The sequence below is a fragment of the Metabacillus indicus LMG 22858 genome (assembly GCF_000708755.2).
Taxonomy (GTDB): Bacteria; Bacillota; Bacilli; order Bacillales; family Bacillaceae; genus Bacillus_P; species Bacillus_P indicus.
In genome coordinates, this window is sequence record NZ_JGVU02000006.1 from 171,997 (window position 1) to 198,831 (window position 26,835).

Consider the following 26,835-nt stretch of genomic DNA (forward strand, 5'->3'; position numbering starts at 1 on the left):
TAACTATACATAGTATAATCGGACATTATGCCTAAGTCAAAATGATTTTTGAAATTTATTATAGTAAAATGATAAATCTGTCATATTTTCTCGCAAAAAAAAGACAGAGTCCGCGTGAACTCTGCTTTTTTCTTATTTGTTAAACAGCTGTTGCCTTTTTCTTGAAAATAAGGATAAAGACAATTAAAAGCACAATTACTGTCAAAAGTCCCAGAATCATACTTCCGGAAAGTCCAAGAACTAAATATCCAAGAGCTGCCATGATTCCTCCTGACACTGCATATGGAAGCTGCGTCACCACATGGTCGATGTGATGGCTTCCCGCTCCAGTAGAGGATAGAATCGTCGTATCTGAAATAGGAGAACAGTGATCTCCGAGTACAGCTCCTGCAAGGACAGCCGCCATTGCCGGAAGAAGCATCGAAATATCAGTTGCAGCCGTTATTTCGCCTGCTATCGGAAGCATGATGCCGAATGTTCCCCATGACGTTCCTGTAGCAAACGCCATAAAACCTGCAAGAACGAACAGAATGACAGGCAGGAAGGCTGTATTCATGTTTGACTGCTCTACTAGCCCTGCAAGGTATTCTCCTGTTTTCAGCTGGCCGATCAAATCAACGATCATCCAGGCAAGCGTCAGAATATAAATGGCCGGAAGCATTGATTTAATGCCCTCAAGGAAAGCTTTTGGCAAGTAGGCAGAAGAGATGCCTTTGCCTAAATATAAACCAAGTGTAACCACGAGACCGATAAGTCCTCCAATGACAAGCGACTTCGCCACATCCGTGTATTCAAACATTGTAAGAAGCGTCACTTTAACGCCATCTTCTGCTAGAACGCCTTCATACCCGGTCCAGAGCATGGCGCCTACTGTTCCAATAATCAGGGCAATAATCGGCCAGACAAGATTTCCGATCGAGCCTTTATCACTAACAGGCAGATCTTCCTTAATATCTCCGAGCGGCTCTTTTTCAGGATCAAACAATACGCCTTCTTTCATAGCCCGCTCTTCATGAAACTTCATGCTGCCGAGATTGATGTTGAAGTAGGCCGTTGCAAAAACTAGAGCCAGTGCAGCGAACACATAGTAATTCATAGGAACCATCGTCATAAAAGCAGACAACGGGGTATATTCAGAAACACTGTGGGTTGCAAGAATGGTCCCGATCATGGCAATGATATACGCTCCCCAGCTTGAAACCGGAGAAACAACACACACTGGCGCAGAGGTTGAATCAATAATATAGGCAAGCTTGGCTCTTGAAACTTTCTGCCGGTCTGTAATCGGACGGCTGACCTGACCTACAGCCAGTGCGTTGAAATAATCGTCGATAAAAATCATAATGCCCAGAAGTGCAGCGGTAAACTGAGCACCAGCCCGTGTTTTAACACGCTTTTGAGCCCATTCGCCAAACGCCCTGCTTCCGCCTGAAATGGAAATCAGCGCAGTCACAACGCCAAGGATAAGCAGGAAAAGAAGAATGAACACATTCCACGTATTGAGCTCTCCGTCTGCAACAAAGATGGCTTTAAAAGCTCCCCAGATTTTCGAAAGGGTTTCTCCAATGGAAAAGTTTGTGAGAATAAGTGCGGCGGAAAGGATTCCGACTCCTAGTGAAAGAAGGACTTTCCTTGTAAGTATGACCATCAGAATGGCGATGATCGGGGGAAGAATTGAATAAATAGTGCCTGACATGGTAAAACCTCCTGGAATTAGTAATGGGGCTACCGGCACGATGCAAGGATAAAAAAGTGCAAATAAAAAAGAGTACGATAGAAAATAACTATCATTACTCTTTTTAGGTAATGTTATGTTATCCTCCACGATCAGTAGCCCACCATTGCAGATATCCCTGCAATGACAGTGTTACCCTTATTCAAGGTAACCCCAGCTGTGCAGATGTTGACGCATGCTGCATAACTTCGGCAAAAAAGCCTTTTGTATAGTGATCTCAGTTGTCATCCTCACACTATCTACTCTTCTTTTTCGCGCCTCTACCTCATCATGAGACAAGGTGAAGTATTCAATTTGTATGCTGATTTAACGGACATATTTCTTTAGCCCCAAAAAGCAGCTCATTAACTAGTTGGATTATATCAATAATCTCCTAATCTATCAACAGCAACTTACCTTCCAGTTGATTCCACGGGAACTTCAAGCGCAGGAGGTGAGCTTCCTCCGCCCCCGTTGTAATAGCTTGGCACTTGCCCCTGAACAGCTTTAATCGCAATCGGGATGTTGTTTCTTACTGTAGCAGTTCGTGTGGAGAACGGAATGACCACCTCGACATTCACTTCAATTTCAACTGCTATTTCAATCAGCGCATTGTTAATTCCATACTGCTGAATCGTTTCCTTCACATCAGTCTGCACCTCACCGACAACGTAAAAACGGACGGGCACTTTCGGACCGAGGTTTCCAATCAGTGCATTATTCGTTGCCTGGCCAAGCGGAATCGAGTAGATGATTCCCTCGCCCTGTTTATCTTTCGTAAGATGCTCGCCCTCCGGCAGTTCAAGCGCGTCAATATTACCTTTGGAAGCTTCTCTTAAATTCGCCTGAATCTTGTCGGTTGTCTTGGCAAGCACGCTTCTGACAAATTTGGCGTTAAAATCGATTGTCGTCACATTCCCTTTTTCATCCGTATCAACGACAAACATTTCATCCACATCTACATCTTCTTTAATGTCCTTGTTAATCGCATTCTGGATAACAAGTGTCGCAATCCGTTTTGTTTCGGTTTCAGCCACCGTCATTAATGTCGGTTCAATTCCCTTATTAACAATCCACAGCCCCGCAGCTGTAGATAAGATAAAAAAGACGAGTGAAAGCAGGAATACATATCTGAAAGGAAGCGGCCCTTTTTTATGAGGACGGCTGCGGAATCTGGCCAAAAATAAATCCCCCCTTTACAAGCTATATTTATGCATGTAAGGAGGGATGTACGCTATTTTTTTGAAGTTATCTATTAAAACAATGATGTTATACAGTTCGACTCAGAGCATTCTAAGCAGGGCATCTCTTCCGCTCATTCCTACGTGGATTCCGCGGTTTTCGGCTTCAAAGGTAATGGATTCAAGCGGAGCATCAAGAAGCTGTTCGATCGTCCGGACGCCGACTGCTCTCCCTGCAATAATTCCCCGCTCTTTCAATTTTTCATTCAGCAGCGCTACATCGAGTGCGCCGCACATAATGTACCCTTTGTCGCTTGTAACAGCCATGAAATTTGTTTTAGGTAAAGCAACCGTTACAGCTGTAAATTGATGACTTCCAATCATAATAGGTGTCATGGATACCATCGTTCTTTCACACTCCCTTCCTTCTGTAATTTATGAAGGCAGGAGGCATTGAGTGTGAAAACTAGGCATTCTTGTACGAATGTCCCTGTTTCAGCTTCCAGGCAAGGACATCACGCAGCATTTCAGGCATATAATAGGTTTTCTTTTCTGCATGATAAATGGAAGGGTAAAGCACGCCCAAAGTGAACATATCGACTGTCGCAACCTCATAGGTGCGGTCAGGATCAATCGGTTCCCCTTGTATAAGAATGCCCGTAATGTGATTTAAACCGTCTGATTTCTGCTCACTGCGAACCTCGATTCCGTCAAAAATCATCCGGCCCATTACTTTCCCCCTGAATCCAAGCCCTTTTAATCTCAACTGTTCAATTTTTTCTGTCCGTGATTCTGCAATCACTTCTTTCAGGACATCTCCCTTTAACTGCACTTTACAGGGGTTTATTGGATGCGGACAGATCCTGTGCAGGTCTTTTCTCGTCACTGAGCCTGCTTGTAAAGGTTCCAGCAGCAGCCCGGCATTGACCATGCTCACATCGCCTTTGCACCATTCCTTGACGGCTGATGCCAGAAGGGCTGTAAAGTCAGAAGGACCAAACCAGTCCAGCGTGAGATCCCTGTCAAGCACTGTCACTTCCTCTGACAGAATCTCATCGCTTTTCTTCCTCTCCGCATCAAGAAACACTTTTACATCTTCACATTCCGGCTCTGCAGCAACCGAAATGACATTTGCCGTTTTTGACAAAAGCGTGTCACCGTCAACTGATAATGCCACGTGGCCGATTAAGCTGCAGTTTTTCCCCGCACCTGTAAGAAGCACATTATTCACCAGCTTCCCTTTTTCCAGGACGTGGTGGGTATGGGCACCTAAAATGACGTCAATTTCAGGGAATTCCGCAGCCAGGAGTTCATCGTCATTAATCCCTAAATGAGAAAGCAGAATGATGATATCCGCCTGGTCTTTCATCAACTCCAGCGTTTCGCGAAGACTTTGAAACGGATCCGTTACTTTCCATCCGAGAAGCTGATAAAACTTCTCATAGAAGACGCTGACACCAAGAACGGCAGCTCTAGTTCCGTTTGCAAAAGAGAAGATTTTATAAGGCTCCACCCAGCGGGGACGCTCCCCTGACTCTGTATAAAGATTTGAAAGAATGACCGGAAATACTGCCCGGTCATATAAAGTATCCAGCGCATCATGCGGCAGCGTTATCCCCTCATTATTGCCGATGGTCACAGCGTCATACTCCAAGCCGTTCAATAGCTCTACATTCGTCTTTCCATTCGTAGCTTCCGTGATTGGATGCACACGGTCAAGATGGTCTCCGACATCAACAAGCAGCATCTCTTCCCCATCTTCTGCATGCTCTTTTTTCATCCGCTTCAAGTAGTGAGCAACCATAGGCCAGTTCTCAAAATAACTGTGCAAATCGTTTGTATGATATAAATGAATGGTCTCAGCCATCAATAGTCCCCTTTTCAAAAAGGTGTTCAGGTTTTAGAAAACACCTTCATAAATCAGTTTAAGTCCCGCAAGGATCAAGACAATCCTGAGCAGACTGATGAGCGCTTTTCCAGAAAGCTTTGAGGCAATCAGCGCACCTGCTTTTCCTCCTGCCCAGGCTCCTGGTATTAAAGCAAGAGCAAACAGCCAGTTTATATTTCCAAGAGCCGCATGCATAACCGAGCTTGTCAGACCAGAGAGAAAAATAATAAACATAGACGTTGCGACAGCTATATGTGCCGGGAAGAAAAAGAGGAGAATCATCGCAGGCACCATCAGGGCACCGCCGCCAATGCCAAAAAGACCGGACAAAAAACCAACGCCAAATGAAATGATGATGGCCGGTACGGGTTTATAAAAATAGACTCCCTCCGCACCTTGCTCACCTTGATATGTACGGACAATCTCTTTTTCTCCAAGCTGTCTCGCACTCGGTTTGAGTCTGTCCCTGAGCATCAGCAAAACAGAAACGAAAATCATAAATAAACCAAAATACAGGGAAAAAGAATCCGTGTTTAAATATTGATTCGCATATGCTCCAATTATTCCTCCAGGCCCGCTCCCGATAAAGAAGATCAGTCCGCTCCTGTAATCCACTTTTTTCTTTTTCATATAGGCGAGTGTAGAGGAAAGGCCTGTGAAAATGACAACAAGGAGCGAAGTCCCGACCGCTGTCTGAGGGGAAACTCCTTCAAAAATCGTAAAAAAACCTGATGAAAACAGCATGGCCGGAACGACAATAATGCCTCCCCCAAGGCCAACAAGGCTGCCGATTGTTCCTGCTATAAAGCCTATGAAAATAAGGAAAATCCATTCCATTTAAACAACCCGCCTCTTTCTATTCTCCGCTGAACAAGTCCAGCTGCCTCGGCGCAAGACCCTCATATTCAATCTTCATCAGCTTTTGCATTTGTTTCGCATTGTCAGCAGCATCTCCGCCGGAATTATTATTAAAGAGGAGAAAAATATCCTCTGTTACCTCTTTCAGTTCTTCAATAAATTCTGCCCATTGATTCAGCTCGTTCTCATTGTACCTGTATAAATATCTCACTTCGCGCCATTCTTCTCCTTTAGCAGGCTTCGTCCAGCCATGAACATTTCTTCCGTGCATCCGGATCAGCGTTTTACCTGAGTCTGTGGCCTTCACAACTGCCGGAACCGACCCGCTGCCTGCCTGAGGCTCATCGCATATACTGTGAATCCACTTTTCATTCCGCATAAAGGAGAGCGTTTTTTCGCGTGTTTCCGGAGTAAACCACGACTGATGCCTGAACTCAAGAGCAACCGGAACGTCTCCCATTTGCTCGCGGCACCATCTTAAATAGGTCACATTCTCCTTTTTGCAGTCAAACCACGGCGGAAACTGAAAAAGCACCATGGCAAGCTTTCCTGTCCGTATGTAGGGTTCAATGGACCTGAGAAAGGCTGCGAACATCTCTTCTTTCGAATCAAAGGGAATGTCCCCGCGCTGATGGCCTGTCATTCCCTGATAAGCCTTCACTATGAATTTGAATGACTCAGGAGTTTCACTCACCCATTTTTCTGCATTTCTTACAGGCTGAACCGCATAAAAGCTTGCATCCACTTCAACTGCCGGGAAATGGGCCGAGTACTCCTTCAGTTTCTCCCCTGCTGCAATTCCGTTAGGGTACAGGGAATCATGGTCTCCCCAGCCTGTCAATCCAATATAGATCAATCTGCGTTCAGCCTCCTTTCGTACGTATCGGTTCTTTTATGATACTACATGGATGAAAAATTTTCATTCTGGATGGTTTGTGCAGTTGATTGGAAGAGGTGATTAAGGGATTGAATACTGTGAAATATGCGTGAGCTGTTTTTAGAACATTTTGCGGGAGGCTGCGCTTTGGCTAAGTGCGCTTATCTCGGCTTTAGAACACTTTCACAGATATTGCACTTTGGCTAAGTGCGCTTATCCCGGTTTTAGAACACTTTCACAGATACTGCGCTTTGGCTAAGTGCGCTTATCTCGGCTTTAGAACACTTTCACAGATATTGCACTTTGGCTAAGTGCGCTTATCCCGGTTTTAGAACACTTTCACAGATACTGCGCTTTGGCTAAGTGCGCTTATCTCAGTTTTAGAACACTTCCACCTATGCTTTGATTCGCGTAAGTGCGCTTATCCCTGTACCTTCAGTTACATACAAAAAAGCCCGCCTCTAAAGGCGAGCTTTTTTTCGTTACTATTAACCGATTGAACCTTCCATCTCGAACTTAATCAGACGGTTCATTTCAACGGCATATTCCATTGGAAGTTCTTTTGTGAATGGCTCGATGAAGCCCATTACGATCATTTCAGTTGCTTCTTCTTCTGAAATTCCGCGGCTCATCAAGTAGAATAATTGTTCTTCTGATACTTTTGAAACCTTCGCTTCATGCTCAAGCGAGATGTTGTCGTTGAAGATTTCGTTGTAAGGGATCGTATCAGATGTTGACTGGTTATCCATGATCAGTGTATCGCACTCAATGTTAGAACGGGCGCCTTCAGCTTTGCGGCCGAAGTGGACGATTCCGCGGTACGTTACTTTACCGCCTTGTTTTGAGATTGATTTTGACACGATCGTAGATGATGTGTTTGGTGCAAGGTGAATCATTTTTGCACCGGCATCCTGATGCTGGCCTTTTCCTGCAAGAGCGATTGACAGTGTCATACCGCGTGCACCTTCGCCTTTTAGGATAACCGCAGGGTATTTCATAGTCAGTTTAGAACCGATGTTTCCGTCGATCCATTCCATCGTTGCGTTCTTTTCGCAGACTGCACGCTTTGTAACAAGGTTGAAGACGTTGTTTGCCCAGTTCTGAATCGTTGTATAACGGCAGTAGCCGCCGTCTTTTACGATGATTTCAACAACTGCACTGTGAAGTGAGTTTGTTGTGTAAACTGGAGCTGTACAGCCCTCAACGTAGTGAACGTGTGCACCCTCATCAACAACGATCAGAGTACGCTCAAACTGACCCATGTTTTCAGAGTTGATGCGGAAGTACGCTTGAAGCGGCGTATCCACTTTCACGCCTTTAGGAACGTAGATGAACGATCCGCCAGACCAGACAGCCGAGTTCAAAGCTGAGAACTTGTTGTCTGTTGGAGGAATGACTTTTCCAAAGTGTTCTCTGAAAATGTCTTCGTTTTCTTTAAGTGCTGTATCTGTATCTTTAAAGACGATGCCAAGATCTTCAAGGTCTTCTTTCATGTTGTGGTAAACAACCTCAGATTCGTACTGGGCTGATACACCTGCAAGGTATTTTTGCTCAGCTTCAGGGATTCCAAGTTTGTCAAACGTACGCTTGATTTCTTCAGGAACCTCATCCCATGAGCGCTCTGACTTCTCAGACGGCTTTACGTAATACGTAATTTCATCAAAGTTAAGAGCAGCCATATCTCCGCCCCACTGCGGCATTGGCATGCTGTAGAAATGCTCAAGAGATTTCAGGCGGAAATCAAGCATCCATTGAGGCTCGCTTTTCATACGTGAAATTTCTTCAACGATTTCTTTTGTCAATCCGCGTTTTGAACGGAAAATCGAGACGTCTTTGTCTGCAAATCCATATTTATAATCGCCGATATCCGGCATTTTTTTAGCCATCCGTATTCAACTCCAATCATAGTTGATGGAAGTTTCTCCATCATTGTAAGCAGGAGAGGGACAGCTTAAAGCTGCCCTTTTTCCTGTTCAGCTGTTTTGAACTCCTTTTTCCATGGCCTTCCACGCAAGAGTTGCACATTTAATGCGGGCAGGGAATTTCGCAACACCCTGAAGGGCCTCAATATCCTCAAGTTCAATGTCGTCATCGTACTCTTTTCCCTGCATCATATCAGAGAAGATTTTTGACAGTTTAAGCGCGGTCTCAACAGACTGGCCTTTAATGGCCTGGGTCATCATTGAAGCAGAGGACATGGAAATGGAACAGCCTTCCCCGTCGAATTTGGCATCTTTTATCTCGCCGTCTTCAATTTGAAGGGTAAGGCGGATACGGTCGCCGCATGTAGGGTTGTTCATATCAATTGTTAAGCTATCTTCGAGTACACCTTTGTTCCGCGGGTTTTTGTAATGATCCATGATGACCTGGCGGTACAAGGTGTCCAGGTTGTTAAAAGACATTTGTAAAGTACTCCTTTGTTTTAACAATTCCTGCAACAAGCTTATCGATTTCTTCTTCTGTATTGTACAGGTAAAAACTTGCACGTGCAGTGGAAGAAACATTCAGCCATTTCATAAGGGGCTGTGCGCAATGATGGCCGGCACGCACGGCGATGCCTTCTGCATCAAGCACTGTAGCCACATCGTGAGGATGAACATCCTCTATATTGAACGTTACAAGTCCTGCGCGGTGCTCTGGACCGTAAATTGTAATCCCTTCAACATCTGAAAGGCGCTCTAGGGCATAGCCTGCAAGCTTGTGCTCGTATGCTTCGATGTTATCAAGACCAATATCCTGAAGGAAATCAATCGCTGCACCTAGCCCGATTGCTCCGGCGATAATCGGTGTTCCGGCTTCGAACTTCCACGGAAGCTCTTTCCACGTTGATTCGTACAGGCCGACAAAATCAATCATCTCGCCGCCGAATTCGACCGGCTCCATTTTTTCAAGAAGCGCTTTTTTCCCGTAAAGAACGCCGATGCCGGTAGGACCGCACATTTTATGGGCAGAAAAAGCAAAGAAATCACAATCCAGATCCTGCACGTCAATTTTCATATGAGGAGCACTCTGTGCACCGTCAACGACCATGACTGCACCTTTGCTGTGTGCAATTTCTGCAAGTTCTTTGATAGGGTTAATCGTTCCAAGCACGTTTGAAACCTGCATCACCGATACAATTTTAGCGGCATCTGTAATGGTCTCTTTTGCATCCTCTAAAGAAATCGTTCCGTCTTCTTGAAGAGGGATGTATTTAAGGACAGCTCCCGTTTCTTTGGCAAGCTGCTGCCATGGAATCACATTCGCATGATGCTCCATGTGGGTGATGACAATTTCATCCCCGGCCTTAAGATTCGCACGCCCATAGCTCGCTGCAACTGTATTTAAAGCTGTCGTAGCTCCGCGCGTGAAAATAATTTCTTCCATTGATGAAGCGCCAATGAACTTCCGGACCTTTTCACGGGCTCCTTCATATCCATCTGTCGCTTTCGTTCCAAGCGTGTGAACGCCGCGGTGCACATTTGAATTGTACTCCCGGTAATAGCGGTCCAGCGCTTCAATGACGGGCAGCGGCTTCTGGGAAGTCGCTGCACTGTCAAGATATACAAGATCCTGTCCATTTACCTGCTGATCCAAAATCGGAAAAAGTGAACGGATATCTTGAATATTCATTACTTAACTTTCCTTTCGATAACCTCAACAAGCTGTTTCTTAACGCCTTCAATTGGAAGGACGTTGACTACCGGTGCTAAGAATCCATGAATGACAAGGCGCTCTGCCTCAACTTTTGGAATTCCGCGGCTCATCAGGTAGTAAAGCTGAAGAGGATCTACACGGCCAACAGAAGCCGCGTGTCCTGCTGTAACATCATCTTCATCAATTAGAAGAATCGGGTTAGCGTCACCGCGCGCTTTTTCACTCAGCATAAGCACTCTTGATTCCTGCTCAGCATTTGATTTTGAAGCACCGTGCTCGATTTTTCCGATGCCGTTGAAGACAGATGACGCACTGTCTTTCATTACACCGTGTTTTAAGATATATCCTTCAGAGTTTCTTCCGAAGTGAATGACTTTAGTCGTAAAGTTCTGAGTTTGCGATCCGCGGCCAACTACAACTGATTTTGTGTCGCCGTAAGATCCGTCGCCCATCAGGTTTGTCGTATTCTCAGAGATTGTGTTTCCATCGTTCATCAACCCAAGAGCCCACTCGATGCGGCCGTCACGACCTGCAGTTCCGCGGCGGTTTACATATGTTGTAACACCTTTATTCAAGTGATCAACAGCACCGTACGTTACTTTTGCGTTTGAGTTTGCGAAAACTTCTGTCACGATGTTGAAAATCGCTCCTTCAGTCTCCGTTACAGAAATATAGTTCTCAACATACGTTACTGAGCTGTTGTTATCTGCTACTACGATTACATGGTTGAAAAGAGTCGTAGCCGGATTCTCGTGAACATAAACAGCTTGAAGAGGTGCAGCAACTTCGACATTTTCAGGCACATATACGAACACTCCGCCGTTCATCAAAGCAGCGTTCAATGCTGTCAGGCGGTGCTCATCTACTTTAACGCCATCTGTCATGAAGTATTTTTGCACAAGCTCTGAATGCTCGCGTGCAGCTGTATGAATATCTGTAAAGATAACGCCCTGGTCTTTCAGCTCCTGTGACAGAGATGAATAGGCAGGTGTTGTATCAAGCTGGATGTACAGATTTTTGTTCTCTTCTTCAAGGTCGATAAGAGATTTTACTTCTTCATGCAGACTGTCAAGTGACGTTAGCTTTTCGCTTTTCACTGCATGAGTTTTAAACTCAGTGAAGTTCCATTTGTCAATCTTTGTTTTATCCGGCTTTGGCATAGAAAGGTCTTCAGCTTTTGCAAGAGCCTGTAAGCGCAGTTCTGTTAGCCATTCCGGTTCGCCAAGTTCTTTTGAAAAGCCGGCGACATAGTCATGGTTGAATGTTGTCTCTACTGTCATCTTAATCCCCCTAACGCTTACGCTTCTTGACCAACAGTTTCGTCTTCGATGCCAAGCTCTTGTTTAATCCAGTCATATCCTTCTGCTTCAAGGCGCTGAGAAAGCTCAGGACCGCCTGATTTTACGATTCGTCCCTGCATCATAACGTGCACATGATCAGGTGTGATGTAGTTAAGCAGGCGCTGATAGTGAGTGATGATCAGGCAGCCGAACTCTTCAGAACGCATTTGGTTGATACCTTTTGAAACGACTTTAAGAGCGTCGATATCAAGTCCTGAGTCAATTTCATCAAGAATGGCAATCTTAGGCTCGATCATCATTAATTGAAGAATTTCGTTGCGTTTTTTCTCACCGCCAGAAAAACCTTCGTTCAGGTAGCGCTGTGCCATATCAGGATCCATTTCAAGGAATTCCATGTTTGAATCCATTTTGCGGATGAATTTCATTAATGAAATTTCTTCGCCTTCTTCTTTGCGTGCATTAATAGAAGAACGAAGGAAGTCCGCATTTGTTACACCGCTGATTTCGCTTGGATACTGCATTGCAAGGAACAGACCTGCGCGTGCGCGCTCATCAACTTCCATCTCAAGCACGTCTTCACCGTCAAGAGTGATGCTGCCTTTTGTTACTTCGTACTTAGGGTGCCCCATAATTGCTGATGAAAGCGTAGATTTACCAGTACCATTCGGTCCCATGATTGCGTGGAACTCTCCGCCTTTTATTTCAAGGTTTACACCTTTCAAAATCTCTTTTCCGTCGATTTCCACGTGTAAATCTTTAATCACTAATGTTGATCCTGCCATAACTGCTTATACCTCCAATAATCTATAAGATCTGAATTTAATCATTCTCAATTTATTCTCATTCTAATTTTATAACAAATGAAAAGTGAATACAACTTTTTCGGAGGCTGATCCAATTTGCCGCAACCTAAAAGGAACCAGCCTGCGGCTGATTCCTTTTATCCATAGTCTATCCATTCATTTTCCGGTCAAGTTCCGCAAACAGCTGTTTGCTTTTCTGATAGTCCTCTTCACGATTCTTTTCTACTTCCATACGCTTCTCATGGTTTCTGCTGTACACTGCGTACCCCATTTTGTGGGACTGCATAAGAGCCTTTTCCATTTCAGTCGTGTAATTCAAATCAAGCTTCTGCTGACTTGCGTAGATAATGAATCATCCTCTCAGGTTTTGTAAAAACGATACTACTATCGTAATACCCCTTGTAAAAAAGTTCAAACCTGCTGAGAAGGGATAAGAATGAGTGACATACATACAGAGCTCTTCACTGCTCGAAGCAGGCAGAATTTAAAAAGATGCTCTCGTTTCCTTCTGTTTGCTACTGTTTCAGCTGGTTGAGTTCTGTGATGCACTCCTGAACAAGCGTAACAGACTGGCTCATGGCGGCTCCTCCGCCGAATGCAGCCGTCACCCCTACGGTTTCGAGAATTTCCTGTTCGCTCGCTCCCTGATCAAGGCAGCCCTTCGTATGATAAATGATACAGTACTCATCTTGAGAGTAAATACTGATTCCAAGGGCAATCAGCTGCTTTTCTTTTTGGGAGAGAGTCCCTTCTTTAAAGCATTCCTGTGTAAATTCATTATAAAGGTGAGCAAGTTCAGGCATCTTTTCTGTAAAAATGCCAAGGCCTTCTTTGTAGTCGTGCAAAGCTGCTTCGCTTGAGTTTCTCGGTTCAAAATGCTGCATACTGTTCAGCTCCATTCCTAAGATTCAACACCGTTAGTATGCAGAAAAGGGGTCCAGAGTATGCGGAAAAATAAAGGATGCAGCAGCAGCTTATTTGGTTTGGAGTGACTGTTTTCTTCTATATAATATTGATTGTTGTTTGAGGAGGAATTTTCTTTCTAATTTATTTTGCAGTGGTACCCGTTCCCTTTCGCTCCGGGAACTTGCTTTCCGCGGGGAGTGCCTGAAGCTTCCTCGCTGCGCTTGCGAGATCTTCAGTGCCCTCTTCATCCCGCAGGAGTCAAGTTCCCTCCGCTGCAGTGCACTGGAGTTTAGCGACGCCACAAACAGGAAGCATTCTCCGCTCGTCTTGACCCTTTAGCTCTCGTGAATCGTGACCCCGCCGAAAGTGTTCCAAACATGAGTTAGCAGCACTAACTCGCTGCAAGGCCACCCCGAAAGTGTTCCAAACATGAGTTAGCAGCACTAACTCGGTGCAGGGACACGACGAAAATGTTCTAATCATGAGTTAGCAGCACTAACTCGGTGCGGAGACACGACGAAAGTGTTCTAATCATGAGTTAGCAGCACTAACTCGGTGCGGAGACACGACGAGAGTGTTCTAATCACCGCTTTTGATGGTTCTGAATTCTGCAATAAGTGCCATCAAATTATAATCTGCCTTAAGGGTCATATCTGTATGACCCTTTACCTCCCGCACCTAAGATGTGCCTGCACAAGAAAAAAACCCGAACTGATTTCAGTTCGGATTTTCCAATGGCAGTGCAAATTATTTTCCGTCTACAGGAACAACTGCACCTTCGTATTTTTCTTCGATGAACTTCTGGATTTCTTCTGAGTGAAGAACTTCTACAAGCGCTTTGATCTCTTCTTTGTTTTCGTCGCCTTTGCGGACAGTGATGATATTTACGTACGGTGAATCTGATCCTTCAAGGGCAATTGCATCTTTTTGAGGGTTTAGTCCTGCGCCGATTGCATAGTTCGTGTTGATCAGAACAGCATCGCCTTCGTCGTTGTTGTAAGCCTGAGGAAGGATGCTTGCTTCTACATCAGCTTTGAACTTCAGGTTCTTTTTGTTTTCATCGATGTCGTCGACAGTCGCAGTTGTTTTGTCGACTCCTTCTTTAATTGTGATCAGGCCTTCTTTTTCAAGGAGGGAAAGCATGCGTCCGTGATCAGCAACAGAGTTGCTCATAATGATTGTTCCGCCTTCAGGAATATCTTCAAGCGATTTATGTTTTTTAGAATATACACCGATCGGCTCGATGTGGATTCCGCCTGCATTCACAAAATCATAGTCCTTGTTTTCAGCCATTTGTGACTCAAGGTACGGGATATGCTGGAAGTAGTTTGCATCAATTTCTTCACTTGCAAGTGATTTGTTCGGCAGAATGTAATCCTGGAAAGGAACGATATCAAGCTCGATTCCCTTTTCTTCAAGTAAAGGCTGTGCTTCTTCTAAAATTTCAGCGTGAGGAACATTTGATGCTCCGATTTTCAGAGTCTTTGTTTCCTCTCCGCCACCGTCACCGCCGCCGCAAGCAGCAAGAGCGAAAGCAGATGTAGCAAAAACAGCACTTAATAGTAATTTTTTCATGGTGAATATCCTCCCTAACGTTTATCTAATTTTGATGTTATTAAATCTCCAATAAATTGGATTATGAAGACAATGACTAATATTAAAATAGTTGCAATCATCGTTACAGCATTATTGTTCCTCTGGAAGCCTTCCAAAAAGGCAAGATTTCCAAGGCCTCCTGCACCAACTACCCCAGCCATGGCTGTGTAGCCCACAAGAGCGATAGCCGTTACTGTAATGCCGGATATTAAAGCAGGCGATGATTCAGGAATCAGGACCTTCCAGATAATCGTCGATGTTTTAGCACCCATTGATCTGGCCGCTTCAATGACTCCTTTATCAATTTCACGGAGTGCAATTTCAACCATTCGGGCATAAAACGGAGCAGCTCCGATGATTAATGCCGGCAGTGCCGCCTTTGCACCAAGGAACGTGTCAAGAATGGCCTTGGTAAAAGGAATAAGTAAAATGATCAGCAGGATAAACGGAATCGATCTAAAAATGTTTACAAATGCAGATATGATGACATTAACCGGCTTGTTTTCCCAAATTCCGCCTCTGGATGTCAGGAAGAGCAGCAAGCCGAGGATAATGCCCAGTACAAATGTCGCAGCCACCGAGAATGCAGTCATGAACAGGGTTTCACTGGTTGCTTCCCAAACGTTTTCCCATCTCACGTTCTCAAACATTTGAAATCACCTCCGCCTCGACCTCTTGGCTGCGGATGTAGGCCATCGCTCTTTCAAGCTCAGCCGGTTCTCCGTCCATGTGGATAAACAGTGTGCCGTAAGATCCGCTTTGCGTTTGTGAAATTCTCCCCTGAAGAATGTTCACCTGAATCGGATGGTTTCGGATCAGGTTCGTAATAAGGGGATTTTCAGTTGAGTCACCTACAAATGTCAGCTGAATAACCATGCCCTGCTTATATTTCTCAAGAATCAGCTCCATTGTTTCCTGCGTGTCGTCCGGCTCTGTAATTTGTTTCACAAAGCGCTTTGTGATGGCCTGCTGAGGCCTTCTGAATACGTCAAGCACTTCACCCTGCTCGACAATTTTTCCGCTTTCCATTACTGCCACACGGTGGCAGATTTTTCGGATAACATGCATTTCGTGGGTAATCAGAACAATCGTCAGTCCTAACCGTTCGTTAATGTCAACAAGCAGGTCAAGAATGGAATCGGTTGTCTGCGGGTCAAGTGCTGATGTTGCCTCGTCACAAAGCAGGACTTTTGGATTGTTGGCAAGGGCTCTCGCAATTCCGACCCTCTGCTTTTGCCCTCCGCTCAGCTGGGAAGGATAGGAGTCTTCCCGGCCTTCGAGCCCGACAAGCTTGATCAGCTCTTCTACCCGTTTAGCCCGCTGCTCGCTTTTTATCCCGGCAATCTCAAGGGGAAACGCAATATTTTCACGGACAGTTCTTGACCAAAGCAAATTGAAATGCTGGAAAATCATGCTGATTTCCTGCCGTGCCTTTCTAAGATCGCTGCCGCTGATTTCATCGATGCCCTGGCCTGCCACCTGAATGGAGCCTTCCGTTGGTTTTTCAAGTCCGTTCAGCAGGCGGATAAGTGAACTTTTCCCAGCGCCGCTATAACCGATAATTCCGAAAATTTCACCTTTGTTTATGTCCAGATTGACGGAATCAACAGCCGTGACACGGCCATTCTTCGTCTGAAAGACTTTTCGCACGTCCTTTAGCGTAATCATGAATTCACCTTCTTCCAAAATTCCACTCACTAACATTTTGCTCTATATCTCCTTGCTTCATGTTTTTCCATGAAAACAAAAAAGCCTTTCTGCAGAAATGAGCAGAAAGGCATATGTGAAAAAACCTTTCTCTCATCTTTCAAAGCTGCAAGCTTTGAGTGAATTGGCACCTTTTCAACAATGTTGACGGTTGCCGGGCTTCATAGGGCACTTCCCTCCACCTCTCTGGATAAGAGACTAACATTTATTAAATTGACTGTATATTTAGTGAGTTTATAGTACGAGAGTGATTCTATCATGCAACAAAAGTACGTGTCAAGAACAAAAGCGCAAGCGCCTTGGTCAGATCCGATAGGCAGATAAGAATCCGGCAAAAAAGTCCGGGTTTGACTTTTTTGACGGATTTGTTCTGACAGAGGATTTAGGCGCTGGAGCTGGACGAGGATAACCTTGTCTTATCGTGCTGTCGATTCTGTCAGTGACCTAATGCCGACAGCCTTCTCAATTGCCTGCTCCAAGTCTTCGAGAAGGTCGTCTATATGTTCAATTCCAACAGAGAGCCTGATTAAATCCTCCGTTACGCCTGATTTTCTTAAGCCCTCAGCGTCAAGCTGCTGGTGTGTCGTGCTGGCAGGATGGATGATTAGGCTCTTTGCATCCCCTACATTCGCAACGTGTGACCACAGCTCTGCAGAGTTGATCACTTTAGCCCCTGCTTCGCGTCCGCCTTCAATGCCGAATACGACAACTGCGCCTGCTCCCTCAGGCAAGTATTTCTCAGCAAGTGCCTGGTCCGGATGCTTTGAATCTTCAGGATAAAGAACCCATTTCACTGCAGGATGTCCGTTCAGATAGTCTACAACCTTCCTCGTATTCGAGATATGCTCTTTCATTCTGACGTGCAGCGTTTCAAGACCGAGGTTAAATTGAAAAGCATTAAACGGGCTGAGTGCAGGCCCAAGATCCCTCAGCAGCTGCACCCTCGCTTTTACAATATAAGCTGCTTCCGGAAGGGCTTCCGCATAAACCAGGTTATGATAGCTTGGATCAGGTGTGGTGAAACCTGGGAATTTTCTGCTGTTCCAGTCGAATTTCCCTCCATCTACAATGACGCCGCCAAGCGTTGTGCCATTTCCAAGCAGCCACTTTGTCGCAGAATGAACAACGATATCAGCACCGTGTTCAAGGGGACGGCACAAATACGGCGTGGCGAATGTGTTATCTACAATCAGCGGAATGCCGGCCTCATGAGCAATTTTTGCAACGGCTTCGATATCAAGCACTTGAAGACTCGGGTTGCCGATTGTCTCGGCAAAAATGGCTTTCGTTTTTTCTGTGATCGCGCTTCTGAAATTTTCCGGGTTCTCCGGATTAACAAATGTGGTTTCAATGCCGTATTTTGGCAAAGTTGTCTGGAAAAGATTATAGGTCCCCCCGTAGAGACTGGACGCGGACACGATTTCATCCCCGGCACCGGCAATGTTCAGAATCGAAAGGGTGATGGCAGCCATACCGCTTGCTACTGCAAGACTTCCGACACCGCCTTCAAGTTCAGCAATGCGCTCCTCAAGGACGGAGGAAGTCGGATTATGTATACGAGTGTAAATGTACCCCTGTTCTTTTAATGCAAATAAGTTTGAAGCGTGCTCAGTGTCATTGAAAACGTATGCATTAGACTGGTAAATCGGAACAGATCTGGCTCCTGTTCCAGGATCAGGCTTAAGCCCTCCATGAATGTTGACGGTCTCCAAACGGTACTTTTTTTGAGTCATGATCCATTTCTCCTCCCAAGTTTCAAAAAATAAAAAGCCCCTTCAAAGAAGAGGCGCGCATCCCGGTCTTCTTATCTTTCAGAGCATATGCACTCTGCTGGAATTGGCACCGTGACTTACTCACTATAACCGGTTGCCGGGCTTCACAGGGCCAGGCCCCTCCACCGCTCTTGATAAGATATCTTATTATTTCTGTTGGAATTGTATCACTTTAGTTTGTCTTAAGTCAATTATTTGTTTGAATTTTTAGAATATTATTTGCAGAGCTGAATGAGTGACTCTATCCGAAGTATATTTCTGAATGATCCTTTTGCCTCCATAGCGCCAAGTTTTACAAGCTGCAAAAGCCTGATCGGCGAATGAAAGCAATCTTGAAAATGCTTTTCTTCCCCAATAATCTGCACATGAAAGAATTCATCATCACTGCTTATATGGCAGTTGCCTTTTTGCAAAACCAGGGTTGATTTCTTGTTGATATTTTTAACAAAAAACTCAATTCTCAAGTTTTCATTTGGAAGCAGCGGCTGAATAAAGTGGGCATTATTCATTTTTTCGGCAAAAAAGTCCAGATCCATCGTTTCTCCCCATTTCCGTGCAAGTGGTTAAGGGAGAAATTCTAGTTTTCCGTACTTTTCCCTTTAAGAAAGCTTCGACATATTCCTTCCCGCAGATAGACAAGATTCTATTTCCCAAGAAATATGTCAAATGCCGCCCTCATCAGGCGGCATGTTTTTTCAATATGTGATAGAGATGTTCGACAGAATGAAAGGCATACGTTTTGCTGATTACTCTTCCATTTTCAAAAACAAGCAGGCAAGGGACACTTTCAATTTCCCAGTCTGACGCCTGTTTCGGAAGATAATTCAGGTTGGCCATATTTATTTCAAGGGCAGGCAGCATCGCCTCAACGACTGTCATCATTTTTTTAGCAAGCTGACATGTGCCGCAAAAAGGTGTATAGAGATAAAGAATGGCTTTTTCCTTGTCTGCGAGTCTGCTTACCTGCTCTTCATTGCATTCGATCATCGGCTTTTCAGCAGCTCCCTTTATAAAAATTTAGCATGTACATCAATGTTTGCACTCAGCAGCACAGCTGCGACGTGCTGATCCGGCGCGGTGGCAACTTCCCTGTACATTTTGTCGATAAACAAATGCGCAGCCTCGGGAAATTCGCGTTTAAACTGTTTTCTCAGGCGATCCCCGGAATCGTCAGAATCCACAAGCACATATACATCGCGGCTGAACAGTTCATCCACCATTTCATCAAGCCGTGTCAGACTGATCGTGCCGTTTGTACAAATGATTTCTACCGGTTCATTGACAACATTCAATACTTTACGCTTATCAGATGTTCCTTCAACTATTATGACTTTTTCAACCTCAATTGCAGACATCGCCATCACCTATTCAGTTAGAGTATATGTTATCTATAACCTATTCGAAATGCATGAGGTTGTTTCCTTCTGACCTTTAAAACAGGCCGTCACAACAGGAAAAGGCAGTGGAACATTCCACTGCCAAGTCATCAGCACCAGCCGTTTTCTTCGTCACAATCGACATACTTCTCATCTTGTTTAGATAGAACGTCTGCATACTGAAAAAAGGAATGATTTTCTTCTTCATATCCATTTTTCAACGACACCCGGCCGTCCGGTCCAAGTGACATCGAACCGATTTGCTCTTTTTCAAAAAACAGATTCATCTGTCCGCCTTCAAACCTGCCGGTAACGCGATCCGTAATATCCAGCCGCTTCTTTTCAAATGACATGCTGAAACACCCTCCTTTTTACTGTTTAGGGTGTCCAGAAGGCAGATTGATTATCAGTCTTCGTTTGTCATTTCTTCGTATTGCTCAGCAGTCATCAGGCTGTCAACATCACCTGCATTGCTTGGCTCGATGACAATCATCCAGGCTTTTTCATATGGAGACTCGTTGACAAATTCAGGGCTGTCATCAAGGTCTTCATTAATTTCAACAACCGTTCCGCTGATTGGAGCATAAAGCTCAGATACTGTTTTTACAGACTCAACGCTGCCGAATGGCTCGTCTGCTTTAATTTCGTCGCCTACTTCAGGAAGTTCAACAAACACAATATCTCCAAGCTCTGATTGTGCAAAGTCCGTAATCCCGATGCGTACTTTATCGCCTTCAACTTTTACCCACTCGTGTTCTTCAGAGTAGCGAAGTTCTTTTGGTGTGTTCATGTTTTCTACCTCCAACTGATTATCGTGTTTTATTTGTAAAAAGACTAAAAGTGTAAGTCTTCTACTTCCCTAGCCAGGTTTCTTTAAATTGATCTTCTTTAAATCCGGCAGTTGTCTTGTTTCCGTCTGTTGTCAGCGGACGTTTAATAAGCATGCCGTCTGATGCCAAAAGCGTAAGAAGCTCATCTTCTGACATGGAGGATATTTTATCCTTCAGGCCAAGTTCACGGTATTTTTGACCGCTTGTGTTAAAGAATTTTTTGATTTCCAGACCGCTTGAATCAAGCATGGTTTTCAGCTCTTCTTTTGACGGCGGATTTTCGACAATATGTATTTCTTCTGCCTGCAAATGGTGATCTTCTAACCACTTTTTTGCTTTCCGGCATGTCCCGCATTTCGGATACCAGTAAAATTTAAGCGCCACTCTTTTCACCACCTGCAACCGTAATTGAACATCATTATTTTACCACATTCTTTTTGACAAGCATAATGACAAGCATCGTCATTCTGCCATCTATTATCTTAGCCTTTTTTCAGCAAAAAACATCAAAAAGGCCTTTTCTTTTGAAAAAGGCCTTTTTGAAAGGTGTTTATTACGCGCGGTATCCGTTCTCTTCGATCAGTGCAGCAGCGATTTCACGCTTTTTGGCAATCACATTGATCGGCGTGTGGCGAGTGAATTTTCTTAATGCCGAGATCATCATGCGGAGAGTGTCTCCCTGTTCAATCGCAACAAGAGATTCCTTTGCATGTGCTTCAATTTCGTTGAATGCTTCCTGGCAATACACTTGTGTGTAAAGAAGTTTTTGAGCACTCTTAGCTTCACCATACTTGTTAATTGCCTTTTCCGTGCGGAGGATGGCAGATTCCATAGCGTATACATTGCTCACGATATCAGCAATGTTCACTAAAACTTCCTGTTCCTTCTGCAGGGACTTGCCGTATTTCTGAGCAGCAAGTCCGGCAATCATTAGACCGATTTTCTTTGCATTTTTCAAAAGGTGCTTTTCCTGCTCAAGAACGCCGTCTCCCGGTTCTTCAGGCATAAGCATCATTAGCTCTTCCTGAAGAGCCTGTGCTTTTTGAAGTAGCGGCAGTTCACCCTTCATTGCTTTTCTTAAAAATGTGCCAGGAACGAGAAGACGGTTGATTTCATTCGTTCCTTCAAAAATACGGTTAATACGTGAGTCGCGGTATGCTCTTTCTACTTCGTACTCAGCCATGAAGCCGTATCCGCCGTGGATCTGAACGCCTTCATCAACGACATAGTCAAGTGTTTCAGAACCGAGGACTTTGTTCAGTGAACACTCGATTGCGTATTCTGCAATAGATGCCGCAACTTCTTTTCCGTCCTTGACTTCTTCAGGAGTCAGGCGGCTCATGCGGTCTTCAAATAATCCAACTGTACGGTAAACTGAGCTTTCCATTGCATATGTTTTTGAAGCCATGTTTGCCAGTTTTTCCTGGATGAGCGAGAAGCTGCTGATTGGCGTTTTGAACTGCTGGCGCTGATTGGCATATTCAACAGATACGTCGATAATGCGTTTTGATCCGCCGATCGTTCCGACAGCAAGCTTATAGCGTCCGATATTTAGAATGTTAAAGGCAATAACGTGGCCTTTTCCAAGATCTCCAAGAAGATTTTCTTTAGGAACAAGCGCATCTTCTAAAATAAGTGTTCTTGTAGATGAACCTTTGATTCCCATTTTCTTTTCTTCCGGACCGGTTGAAACCCCAGGATATTCTTTTTCTACGATAAACGCTGAGAAATGCTCTCCGTCAACCTTTGCATAGACAACGAACACGTCTGCAAAGCCGGAGTTTGTGATCCACTGTTTTTCGCCGTTCAATACATAATGCGTGCCTTCTGCATTAAGCTTTGCCGTCGTTCTGGCACCAAGGGCATCTGAGCCTGATCCTGGTTCAGTCAGTGCATAGGCTGCAATGCGCTGTCCTGATGCAAGGTCTGGAAGGTACTGCTGCTTTTGCTCTTCGCTTCCGAAAAGAACGATTGGCAGAGACCCGATACCGACATGCGCACCGTATGAAAGAGAGAAGCTTCCTGCACGGGCAAATTTTTCAGTAATCAGCGCAGAGCTGATTTTATCAAGGCCAAGGCCGCCGTATTCTTCAGGTACGTCAGCACCGAGAAGGCCAAGGTCACCTGCCTGCTTCAATAGTTTGACAGACTTGTCAAACTGGTGATTTTCAATATCTTCAAGCTGAGGAAGTACATCATTTACGACGAAATCCTCTGTCGTTTTGGCAATCATTTTATGCTCATCTGTGAAATCCTCTGGCGTAAAAACACTTTCAAATGTTACATCATCAAGTAAAAAGCTTCCGCCCTTGATTAGATTTTCAGTTGTTTTTGACATTGCTTGTTCCCCCATTTTCCTGATTTTTTAAGCCTTACACTAATTCAAATACTCCCGCTGCACCCATTCCGCCGCCGATGCACATTGTGACAACTCCGAATTGCTCGCCGCGGCGCTTCATTTCGTGAATAAGGGAAAGGGTTAATTTTGCTCCTGTACAGCCAAGCGGATGACCGAGCGCAATTGCTCCTCCGTTGACATTCACTTTCTCTTCATCAATTCCAAGAGCTCTCATGACTTGTATAGACTGTGAAGCAAATGCTTCATTCAGTTCAAAGAGTCCAATATCAGACAGGCTTAAACCTGCAGCTTTCAGTGCACGAGGAATCGCTTCGATCGGACCGATTCCCATTACTTCAGGAGGTACTCCTCCTACTGCGAAGGATCTGAATTTCACGAGTGACTCCAGTCCAAGCGCATCCGCTTTTTCGCGGTCCATGACCATTACGGCAGCAGCACCGTCGCTCGTCTGCGAGGAATTTCCTGCTGTAACTGATCCTTTCACGTTGAATGCAGGTCTTAATGTTGATAGAATCTGCATAGTCGTTCCAGGACGGACACCCTCGTCTTTTGAGAACTGGAACGTTTTTTCGCGGAGCTTATGATCTGCTCCCACACTTCTATGTGTAACCTCTACAGGCACGATTTCATCGTCAAACTTGCCCTCTGCAATGGCTCTTGCCGCTTTTTCATGGCTTCTTACTGCAAAGGCATCCTGCTCCTCGCGGCTGACTCCGTATTTGACAGCTACCTGCTCTGCCGTGTGGCCCATTCCCATGTAATATTCAGGCGCACTTTCAGCAAGCAATGCATTCGGACGGACAACATGGCCCATCATCGGCACCATGCTCATTGATTCGGCTCCGCCTGCAATGGCTGTATCCGAGTGGCCAAGCATAATCTTCTCCGCTGCGTAAGCAATACTTTGTAGACCTGATGAACAATAGCGGTTGACAGTGATCGCCGGTACTGTATACGGCAAACCGGCAAGCGCGCCGATGTTACGTGCAAGGTTCAGCCCCTGCTCTGCTTCAGGCATCGCACATCCAATGATCAGATCATCAATATTCCCTTCATATCCGCCAGCACGCTTAAGTGTCTCTTTTACGACAAGCGCTCCAAGATCATCTGGTCTAACGGCTGCTAGTGACCCTTTTTTTGCTCTTCCGACAGGTGTTCTGGCACCTGCTACAATGACCGCTTCTCTCATGACAGTGCACCCTCCTAGTTACGTAATGGTTTTCCTTTTACAAGCATGTGCTGCATTCTTTGCTGAGATTTGCCTTCCTTCACGAGACTCAGGAACGCCTCTCTTTCAAGGTCAAGTAAGTACTGTTCATCTACTTCCGTGCCAAACGGCACTTTGCCTCCCGCAATGACATATGCGAGCTTTTGGGCAATTTTCAGATCATGCTCTGAAATATATCCTGACTGAAGCATGGATTGTGCTCCAAGAAGAAGGGCAGCATATCCCGTCTCGCCTACGACCGGTACCTTTTTGCGCACAGGTGCCTTATAGCCGTTATCAGACAGCTGAAGAACTTTCTGCTTTGCATCATAAATGAGGTGATCCCCATTGAAGCTTACAGAATCTTTTTCATTCATAAAGAAATTTTCTTTTGCTTCAGCAGCAGAAGAAGAAACCTTAGCTGTTGCAATCGTTTCAAATACTTTATTGGCTACGTTCTGCAGATCGAAATCGACGCCTTTTGGAACGCTGTTAAGAAGTTTAATGTAAAGCTCTTTATTGCCTCCGCCGCCCGGAATCAGGCCTACACCGGCTTCAACAAGTCCCATGTACGTTTCGCTTGAGGCCTGAATGCTTGCAGACGGCAGACAGATTTCTGCTCCTCCGCCAAGTGACATGCCAAATGGAGCAGCAACGACCGGCTTTGGACTGTATTTGATTTTCATCATGGCCTGCTGGAAGTGGCGGACAACCATGTCAACTTCAAAATAGTTGTCATCCTGAGCTTCCATCAGGATCATGGCAAGGTTCGCACCGACACAGAAGTTTTTGCCCTGATTGCCGATGACAAGTCCTTTAAAGTTCTTTTCGACTTCATCCACCGAAAAATTGATCATCTGGATAATATCAAGCCCGATCGCGTTATTCGGTGAATGGAACTCAAGCAGCGCTACTCCGTCCCCAAGATCCACTAAACTTGCTCCGCTGTTTTTCTTGATGACCCCTTTTTTCTCTTTTAAGTCTTTAAGATTGATGACTTTTTCGTTCGTCTCAATGCGTCTGTAATCCCCGTCATGGTAATAGTAAGAAACGCCGTCTTCTTTTTTATAGAAGGAAGTGAAGCCTCTCCCAAGCATGTCTTTGATCCAGGCTGGAACTGTTTTTCCTTCTGCCTCCATCTTTTCGACGGATTTTGAAAGGCCGATGCTGTCCCATGTTTCAAATGGGCCATACTGCCATCCGAATCCCCATTTCATTGCTTCATCTATTGCAAGGATGTCATCTGCTATATCGCCGAGAAGTTCAGCAGAATAGAGAAGAGTAGGGCTTGTAATATTCCAAAGAAGCGTTCCTGCTCTGTCGCCTGAATAGATAAGCGCTTTCATTTTTACTGCTGAACCCTTGATCTGTTTTGCAGCCTCGATGCTCTGAGCTTTCAGCTTCTTCCGTTCTTGATACTCCAGGGTCTCTGGATTCAGCTCGAGAATCTCTTTTCCTTCTTTTTTGAAGAATCCCTGGCCAGATTTGCTTCCGAGCCAGCCGTTCTCAAGCATCTTTTTCATAAATTCAGGAATGTCGAATACATCTTTCTCTTCGCCTTCCACCTGGTCATAAACGTTCTTTGCAACATGTGCAAAAGTATCAAGTCCTACAACATCAAGCGTTCTGAAAGTTGCGCTTTTTGGACGGCCGATAAGAGGACCTGTCACAGAATCCACTTCACCTACACTGTATCCGCCCTTTTGCAGTTCCTTAACCGTAACAAGGAGGCCGTAGGTTCCAATTCTGTTGGCAATGAAATTTGGAGTGTCCTTTGCTTCGACTACTCCTTTTCCAAGAACATCTTCCCCGAATGTTTTCATGAACGAGAGAATCTCCGGCGATGTTGCTTTTGTCGGGATGACCTCGAGCAATTTCAGATAGCGCGGCGGGTTGAAAAAGTGAGTTCCGAGGAAATGCTTACGGAAGTCATCAGAACGCCCCTCTGACATCGCTTCAACTGATATGCCTGATGTATTTGAGCTGACAATGCTGCCTTGTTTTCTATATTGATCTACTTGAGTAAAGACTTTTTGCTTCACTTCAAGATTTTCAACGACTACTTCAATAATCCAATCCGCTTCAGCGAGTCTGTGCATGTCATCTTCGAAGTTACCCGCTTCGATTAAAGCCAGATTTCCTTTTGCAGTAAGCGGTGCCGGCTTTTGCTTAAGAAGCTTTTGCACAGCTCCGGATGAGATGCGGTTTCTCACAGCTGCATCCTGCAGAGTCAGTCCCTTTTTCTCTTCGCCGTCTGTCAGCGTGCGCGGTACGATATCAAGCAATAGAACAGGGATTCCGATATTTGCCAAGTGTGCAGCAATGCCTGAACCCATGACTCCGGATCCGAGAACTGCGGCTTTTCTAATACGCTGGTTCATGAATGCTCCCCCTTTAGTCGCTTTGAATGAATGCTCATTCATTTTTTGGTGAAAAAAATTCGGGAAATCTTCCCTCTATCTATTAATATAAAAGATTTAGAAAATTTGTTCAACACATTTACGAAAAATTCACATATTAATTTTTAAAAAGAACCATTTGTCCAACTCATTTGCCAAAAATACGGGCAGCTCCGATTACATGAAAAATGAACCCCCGGGAAAAATAAAACCGGGGAGGTGATCACTCATGGCAAGACTGAAGAAAGATCCATCCAATGCAGGGATTAGCGCTGCAAGTGTAAAGGGAAGCTCCGGGCCGACAAACGAAATGGCCGGCGGAGGGAAACGCTCAAGCACAAACCAGCAATATAAGAAAAAGAATATGGGACAGGAATAGGTGCTGGGGTCAGTCACGCCGTGCTTTAAAGCACAGCGGGACTGAC

General features: G+C 45.0%; 27 protein-coding genes and 3 riboswitches. Of the genes, 1 reads left to right on the plus strand and 26 read right to left on the minus strand.

Features of this window, described 5'->3' with window-relative positions; all coding sequences use genetic code 11:
* Nucleotides 1-139: 139 nt before the first annotated feature.
* The 26 genes from AZ46_RS15395 to AZ46_RS15515 all read right to left on the minus strand — a co-directional run bounded on the left by AZ46_RS15395 (nt 140) and on the right by AZ46_RS15515 (nt 26,392).
* The gene (locus AZ46_RS15395; protein ID WP_029284193.1) at nt 140-1,696 is read right to left on the minus strand and encodes a Na+/H+ antiporter NhaC family protein; all 1,557 of its coding nucleotides are present in this window, start codon (nt 1,694-1,696) and stop codon (nt 140-142) included.
* 127 nt (nt 1,697-1,823) lie between these two features.
* Nucleotides 1,824-2,006: riboswitch (Lysine riboswitch) on the minus strand.
* A 121-nt stretch (nt 2,007-2,127) separates the two neighbouring features.
* Complete coding sequence (gene yunB / locus AZ46_RS15400; protein ID WP_029284195.1) at nt 2,128-2,895, minus strand: sporulation protein YunB; 768 nt, start codon at nt 2,893-2,895, stop codon at nt 2,128-2,130.
* A gap of 102 nt (nt 2,896-2,997) precedes the next feature.
* Nucleotides 2,998-3,300 (minus strand): YunC family protein, encoded by a 303-nt coding sequence (locus AZ46_RS15405; RefSeq protein ID WP_029284197.1) that lies wholly within the window; start codon nt 3,298-3,300, stop codon nt 2,998-3,000.
* Nucleotides 3,301-3,361: 61 nt separating this feature from the next.
* On the minus strand, nt 3,362-4,762 hold the full coding sequence (locus tag AZ46_RS15410) for a bifunctional metallophosphatase/5'-nucleotidase (RefSeq protein ID WP_029284199.1): 1,401 nt from the start codon (nt 4,760-4,762) through the stop codon (nt 3,362-3,364).
* A gap of 33 nt (nt 4,763-4,795) precedes the next feature.
* Nucleotides 4,796-5,620 (minus strand): sulfite exporter TauE/SafE family protein, encoded by an 825-nt coding sequence (locus AZ46_RS15415; protein ID WP_029284201.1) that lies wholly within the window; start codon nt 5,618-5,620, stop codon nt 4,796-4,798.
* A gap of 19 nt (nt 5,621-5,639) precedes the next feature.
* Nucleotides 5,640-6,497, minus strand: a complete 858-nt coding sequence (locus tag AZ46_RS15420) for a DUF72 domain-containing protein (protein WP_029284203.1) — start codon at nt 6,495-6,497, stop codon at nt 5,640-5,642.
* Between the two features lie 509 nt (nt 6,498-7,006).
* The gene (gene sufB, locus AZ46_RS15425; protein WP_029284205.1) at nt 7,007-8,404 is read right to left on the minus strand and encodes a Fe-S cluster assembly protein SufB; all 1,398 of its coding nucleotides are present in this window, start codon (nt 8,402-8,404) and stop codon (nt 7,007-7,009) included.
* Nucleotides 8,405-8,491: 87 nt separating this feature from the next.
* Nucleotides 8,492-8,920, minus strand: coding sequence for a Fe-S cluster assembly sulfur transfer protein SufU (sufU, locus tag AZ46_RS15430; protein ID WP_029284207.1), 429 nt, complete (start codon nt 8,918-8,920; stop codon nt 8,492-8,494).
* Entirely contained in the window at nt 8,910-10,130 is a 1,221-nt protein-coding gene (locus tag AZ46_RS15435; protein WP_029284209.1) for a cysteine desulfurase, read from the minus strand. Before AZ46_RS15435 ends, sufU begins: the two co-directional genes overlap by 11 nt.
* Complete coding sequence (gene sufD, locus AZ46_RS15440; RefSeq protein WP_029284211.1) at nt 10,130-11,434, minus strand: Fe-S cluster assembly protein SufD; 1,305 nt, start codon at nt 11,432-11,434, stop codon at nt 10,130-10,132. Before sufD ends, AZ46_RS15435 begins: the two co-directional genes overlap by 1 nt.
* A 17-nt stretch (nt 11,435-11,451) precedes the next feature.
* Complete coding sequence (sufC, locus tag AZ46_RS15445; RefSeq protein ID WP_029284213.1) at nt 11,452-12,237, minus strand: Fe-S cluster assembly ATPase SufC; 786 nt, start codon at nt 12,235-12,237, stop codon at nt 11,452-11,454.
* Nucleotides 12,238-12,406: 169 nt separating this feature from the next.
* Nucleotides 12,407-12,577, minus strand: coding sequence for a hypothetical protein (locus AZ46_RS22090; protein ID WP_158001669.1), 171 nt, complete (start codon nt 12,575-12,577; stop codon nt 12,407-12,409).
* A gap of 196 nt (nt 12,578-12,773) precedes the next feature.
* Nucleotides 12,774-13,142 carry a carboxymuconolactone decarboxylase family protein gene (locus AZ46_RS15450; protein WP_029284215.1) on the minus strand — a complete coding sequence of 123 codons (369 nt, stop codon included), beginning with the start codon at nt 13,140-13,142 and terminating at the stop codon, nt 12,774-12,776.
* Nucleotides 13,143-13,911: 769 nt separating this feature from the next.
* Nucleotides 13,912-14,739, minus strand: a complete 828-nt coding sequence (locus AZ46_RS15455; RefSeq protein WP_029284217.1) for a MetQ/NlpA family ABC transporter substrate-binding protein — start codon at nt 14,737-14,739, stop codon at nt 13,912-13,914.
* Between the two features lie 14 nt (nt 14,740-14,753).
* Entirely contained in the window at nt 14,754-15,410 is a 657-nt protein-coding gene (locus AZ46_RS15460) for a methionine ABC transporter permease (RefSeq protein WP_029284219.1), read from the minus strand.
* Nucleotides 15,403-16,428, minus strand: coding sequence for a methionine ABC transporter ATP-binding protein (locus tag AZ46_RS15465; protein ID WP_029284221.1), 1,026 nt, complete (start codon nt 16,426-16,428; stop codon nt 15,403-15,405). The genes AZ46_RS15460 and AZ46_RS15465 overlap by 8 nt, the downstream gene beginning before the upstream one ends.
* A gap of 129 nt (nt 16,429-16,557) precedes the next feature.
* Nucleotides 16,558-16,664: riboswitch (SAM riboswitch) on the minus strand.
* Between the two features lie 219 nt (nt 16,665-16,883).
* Complete coding sequence (locus AZ46_RS15470; RefSeq protein ID WP_029284223.1) at nt 16,884-18,200, minus strand: O-acetylhomoserine aminocarboxypropyltransferase/cysteine synthase family protein; 1,317 nt, start codon at nt 18,198-18,200, stop codon at nt 16,884-16,886.
* A 68-nt stretch (nt 18,201-18,268) separates the two neighbouring features.
* Nucleotides 18,269-18,380, minus strand: a riboswitch (SAM riboswitch).
* 74 nt (nt 18,381-18,454) lie between these two features.
* A complete protein-coding gene (locus tag AZ46_RS15475) occupies nt 18,455-18,775 on the minus strand; it encodes a hypothetical protein (RefSeq protein WP_029284225.1) in 321 nt (106 codons plus the stop codon).
* A gap of 142 nt (nt 18,776-18,917) precedes the next feature.
* A complete protein-coding gene (locus AZ46_RS15480) occupies nt 18,918-19,226 on the minus strand; it encodes a thioredoxin family protein (protein WP_029284227.1) in 309 nt (102 codons plus the stop codon).
* A 20-nt stretch (nt 19,227-19,246) separates the two neighbouring features.
* On the minus strand, nt 19,247-19,594 hold the full coding sequence (locus tag AZ46_RS15485; RefSeq protein WP_029284229.1) for a toprim domain-containing protein: 348 nt from the start codon (nt 19,592-19,594) through the stop codon (nt 19,247-19,249).
* A 131-nt stretch (nt 19,595-19,725) separates the two neighbouring features.
* Nucleotides 19,726-19,968: a YusG family protein gene (locus AZ46_RS15490; RefSeq protein WP_029284232.1), complete on the minus strand. Its 243-nt coding sequence runs from the start codon at nt 19,966-19,968 to the stop codon at nt 19,726-19,728.
* A 53-nt stretch (nt 19,969-20,021) separates the two neighbouring features.
* Nucleotides 20,022-20,405 (minus strand): glycine cleavage system protein GcvH, encoded by a 384-nt coding sequence (gcvH, locus tag AZ46_RS15495; protein ID WP_029284234.1) that lies wholly within the window; start codon nt 20,403-20,405, stop codon nt 20,022-20,024.
* 61 nt (nt 20,406-20,466) lie between these two features.
* Complete coding sequence (locus AZ46_RS15500; protein ID WP_029284236.1) at nt 20,467-20,829, minus strand: arsenate reductase family protein; 363 nt, start codon at nt 20,827-20,829, stop codon at nt 20,467-20,469.
* 169 nt (nt 20,830-20,998) lie between these two features.
* On the minus strand, nt 20,999-22,783 hold the full coding sequence (locus tag AZ46_RS15505) for an acyl-CoA dehydrogenase family protein (RefSeq protein WP_029284237.1): 1,785 nt from the start codon (nt 22,781-22,783) through the stop codon (nt 20,999-21,001).
* 34 nt (nt 22,784-22,817) lie between these two features.
* The gene (locus AZ46_RS15510) at nt 22,818-23,993 is read right to left on the minus strand and encodes an acetyl-CoA C-acetyltransferase (protein ID WP_029284240.1); all 1,176 of its coding nucleotides are present in this window, start codon (nt 23,991-23,993) and stop codon (nt 22,818-22,820) included.
* A gap of 14 nt (nt 23,994-24,007) precedes the next feature.
* Complete coding sequence (locus AZ46_RS15515) at nt 24,008-26,392, minus strand: 3-hydroxyacyl-CoA dehydrogenase/enoyl-CoA hydratase family protein (protein ID WP_029284242.1); 2,385 nt, start codon at nt 26,390-26,392, stop codon at nt 24,008-24,010.
* A gap of 247 nt (nt 26,393-26,639) precedes the next feature.
* Here AZ46_RS15515 and AZ46_RS21600 point away from each other — a divergent pair, with 247 nt between their 5' ends.
* Complete coding sequence (locus tag AZ46_RS21600) at nt 26,640-26,789, plus strand: YuzL family protein (RefSeq protein WP_081414238.1); 150 nt, start codon at nt 26,640-26,642, stop codon at nt 26,787-26,789.
* The last annotated feature ends 46 nt before the right edge of the window (nt 26,790-26,835 follow it).

Bases quoted from the DNA above. Each gene is read 5' to 3' on its own strand.
- AZ46_RS15395 (WP_029284193.1), bottom strand. From the start codon at position 1,696: ATGTCAGGCACTATTTATTCAATTCTTCCCCCGATCATCGCCATTCTG.
- AZ46_RS15405 (WP_029284197.1), bottom strand. From the start codon at position 3,300: ATGGTATCCATGACACCTATTATGATTGGAAGTCATCAATTTACAGCT.
- AZ46_RS15410 (WP_029284199.1), bottom strand. From the start codon at position 4,762: ATGGCTGAGACCATTCATTTATATCATACAAACGATTTGCACAGTTAT.
- AZ46_RS15415 (WP_029284201.1), bottom strand. From the start codon at position 5,620: ATGGAATGGATTTTCCTTATTTTCATAGGCTTTATAGCAGGAACAATC.
- sufB (WP_029284205.1), bottom strand. From the start codon at position 8,404: ATGGCTAAAAAAATGCCGGATATCGGCGATTATAAATATGGATTTGCA.
- sufU (WP_029284207.1), bottom strand. From the start codon at position 8,920: ATGTCTTTTAACAACCTGGACACCTTGTACCGCCAGGTCATCATGGAT.
- AZ46_RS15435 (WP_029284209.1), bottom strand. From the start codon at position 10,130: ATGAATATTCAAGATATCCGTTCACTTTTTCCGATTTTGGATCAGCAG.
- sufD (WP_029284211.1), bottom strand. From the start codon at position 11,434: ATGACAGTAGAGACAACATTCAACCATGACTATGTCGCCGGCTTTTCA.
- sufC (WP_029284213.1), bottom strand. From the start codon at position 12,237: ATGGCAGGATCAACATTAGTGATTAAAGATTTACACGTGGAAATCGAC.
- AZ46_RS15450 (WP_029284215.1), bottom strand. From the start codon at position 13,142: ATGCAGCATTTTGAACCGAGAAACTCAAGCGAAGCAGCTTTGCACGAC.
- AZ46_RS15455 (WP_029284217.1), bottom strand. From the start codon at position 14,739: ATGAAAAAATTACTATTAAGTGCTGTTTTTGCTACATCTGCTTTCGCT.
- AZ46_RS15460 (WP_029284219.1), bottom strand. From the start codon at position 15,410: ATGTTTGAGAACGTGAGATGGGAAAACGTTTGGGAAGCAACCAGTGAA.
- AZ46_RS15465 (WP_029284221.1), bottom strand. From the start codon at position 16,428: ATGATTACGCTAAAGGACGTGCGAAAAGTCTTTCAGACGAAGAATGGC.
- AZ46_RS15470 (WP_029284223.1), bottom strand. From the start codon at position 18,200: ATGACTCAAAAAAAGTACCGTTTGGAGACCGTCAACATTCATGGAGGG.
- AZ46_RS15475 (WP_029284225.1), bottom strand. From the start codon at position 18,775: ATGGATCTGGACTTTTTTGCCGAAAAAATGAATAATGCCCACTTTATT.
- AZ46_RS15480 (WP_029284227.1), bottom strand. From the start codon at position 19,226: ATGATCGAATGCAATGAAGAGCAGGTAAGCAGACTCGCAGACAAGGAA.
- AZ46_RS15485 (WP_029284229.1), bottom strand. From the start codon at position 19,594: ATGTCTGCAATTGAGGTTGAAAAAGTCATAATAGTTGAAGGAACATCT.
- AZ46_RS15490 (WP_029284232.1), bottom strand. From the start codon at position 19,968: ATGTCATTTGAAAAGAAGCGGCTGGATATTACGGATCGCGTTACCGGC.
- gcvH (WP_029284234.1), bottom strand. From the start codon at position 20,405: ATGAACACACCAAAAGAACTTCGCTACTCTGAAGAACACGAGTGGGTA.
- AZ46_RS15505 (WP_029284237.1), bottom strand. From the start codon at position 22,783: ATGTCAAAAACAACTGAAAATCTAATCAAGGGCGGAAGCTTTTTACTT.
- AZ46_RS15510 (WP_029284240.1), bottom strand. From the start codon at position 23,993: ATGAGAGAAGCGGTCATTGTAGCAGGTGCCAGAACACCTGTCGGAAGA.
- AZ46_RS15515 (WP_029284242.1), bottom strand. From the start codon at position 26,392: ATGAACCAGCGTATTAGAAAAGCCGCAGTTCTCGGATCCGGAGTCATG.
- AZ46_RS21600 (WP_081414238.1), top strand. From the start codon at position 26,640: ATGGCAAGACTGAAGAAAGATCCATCCAATGCAGGGATTAGCGCTGCA.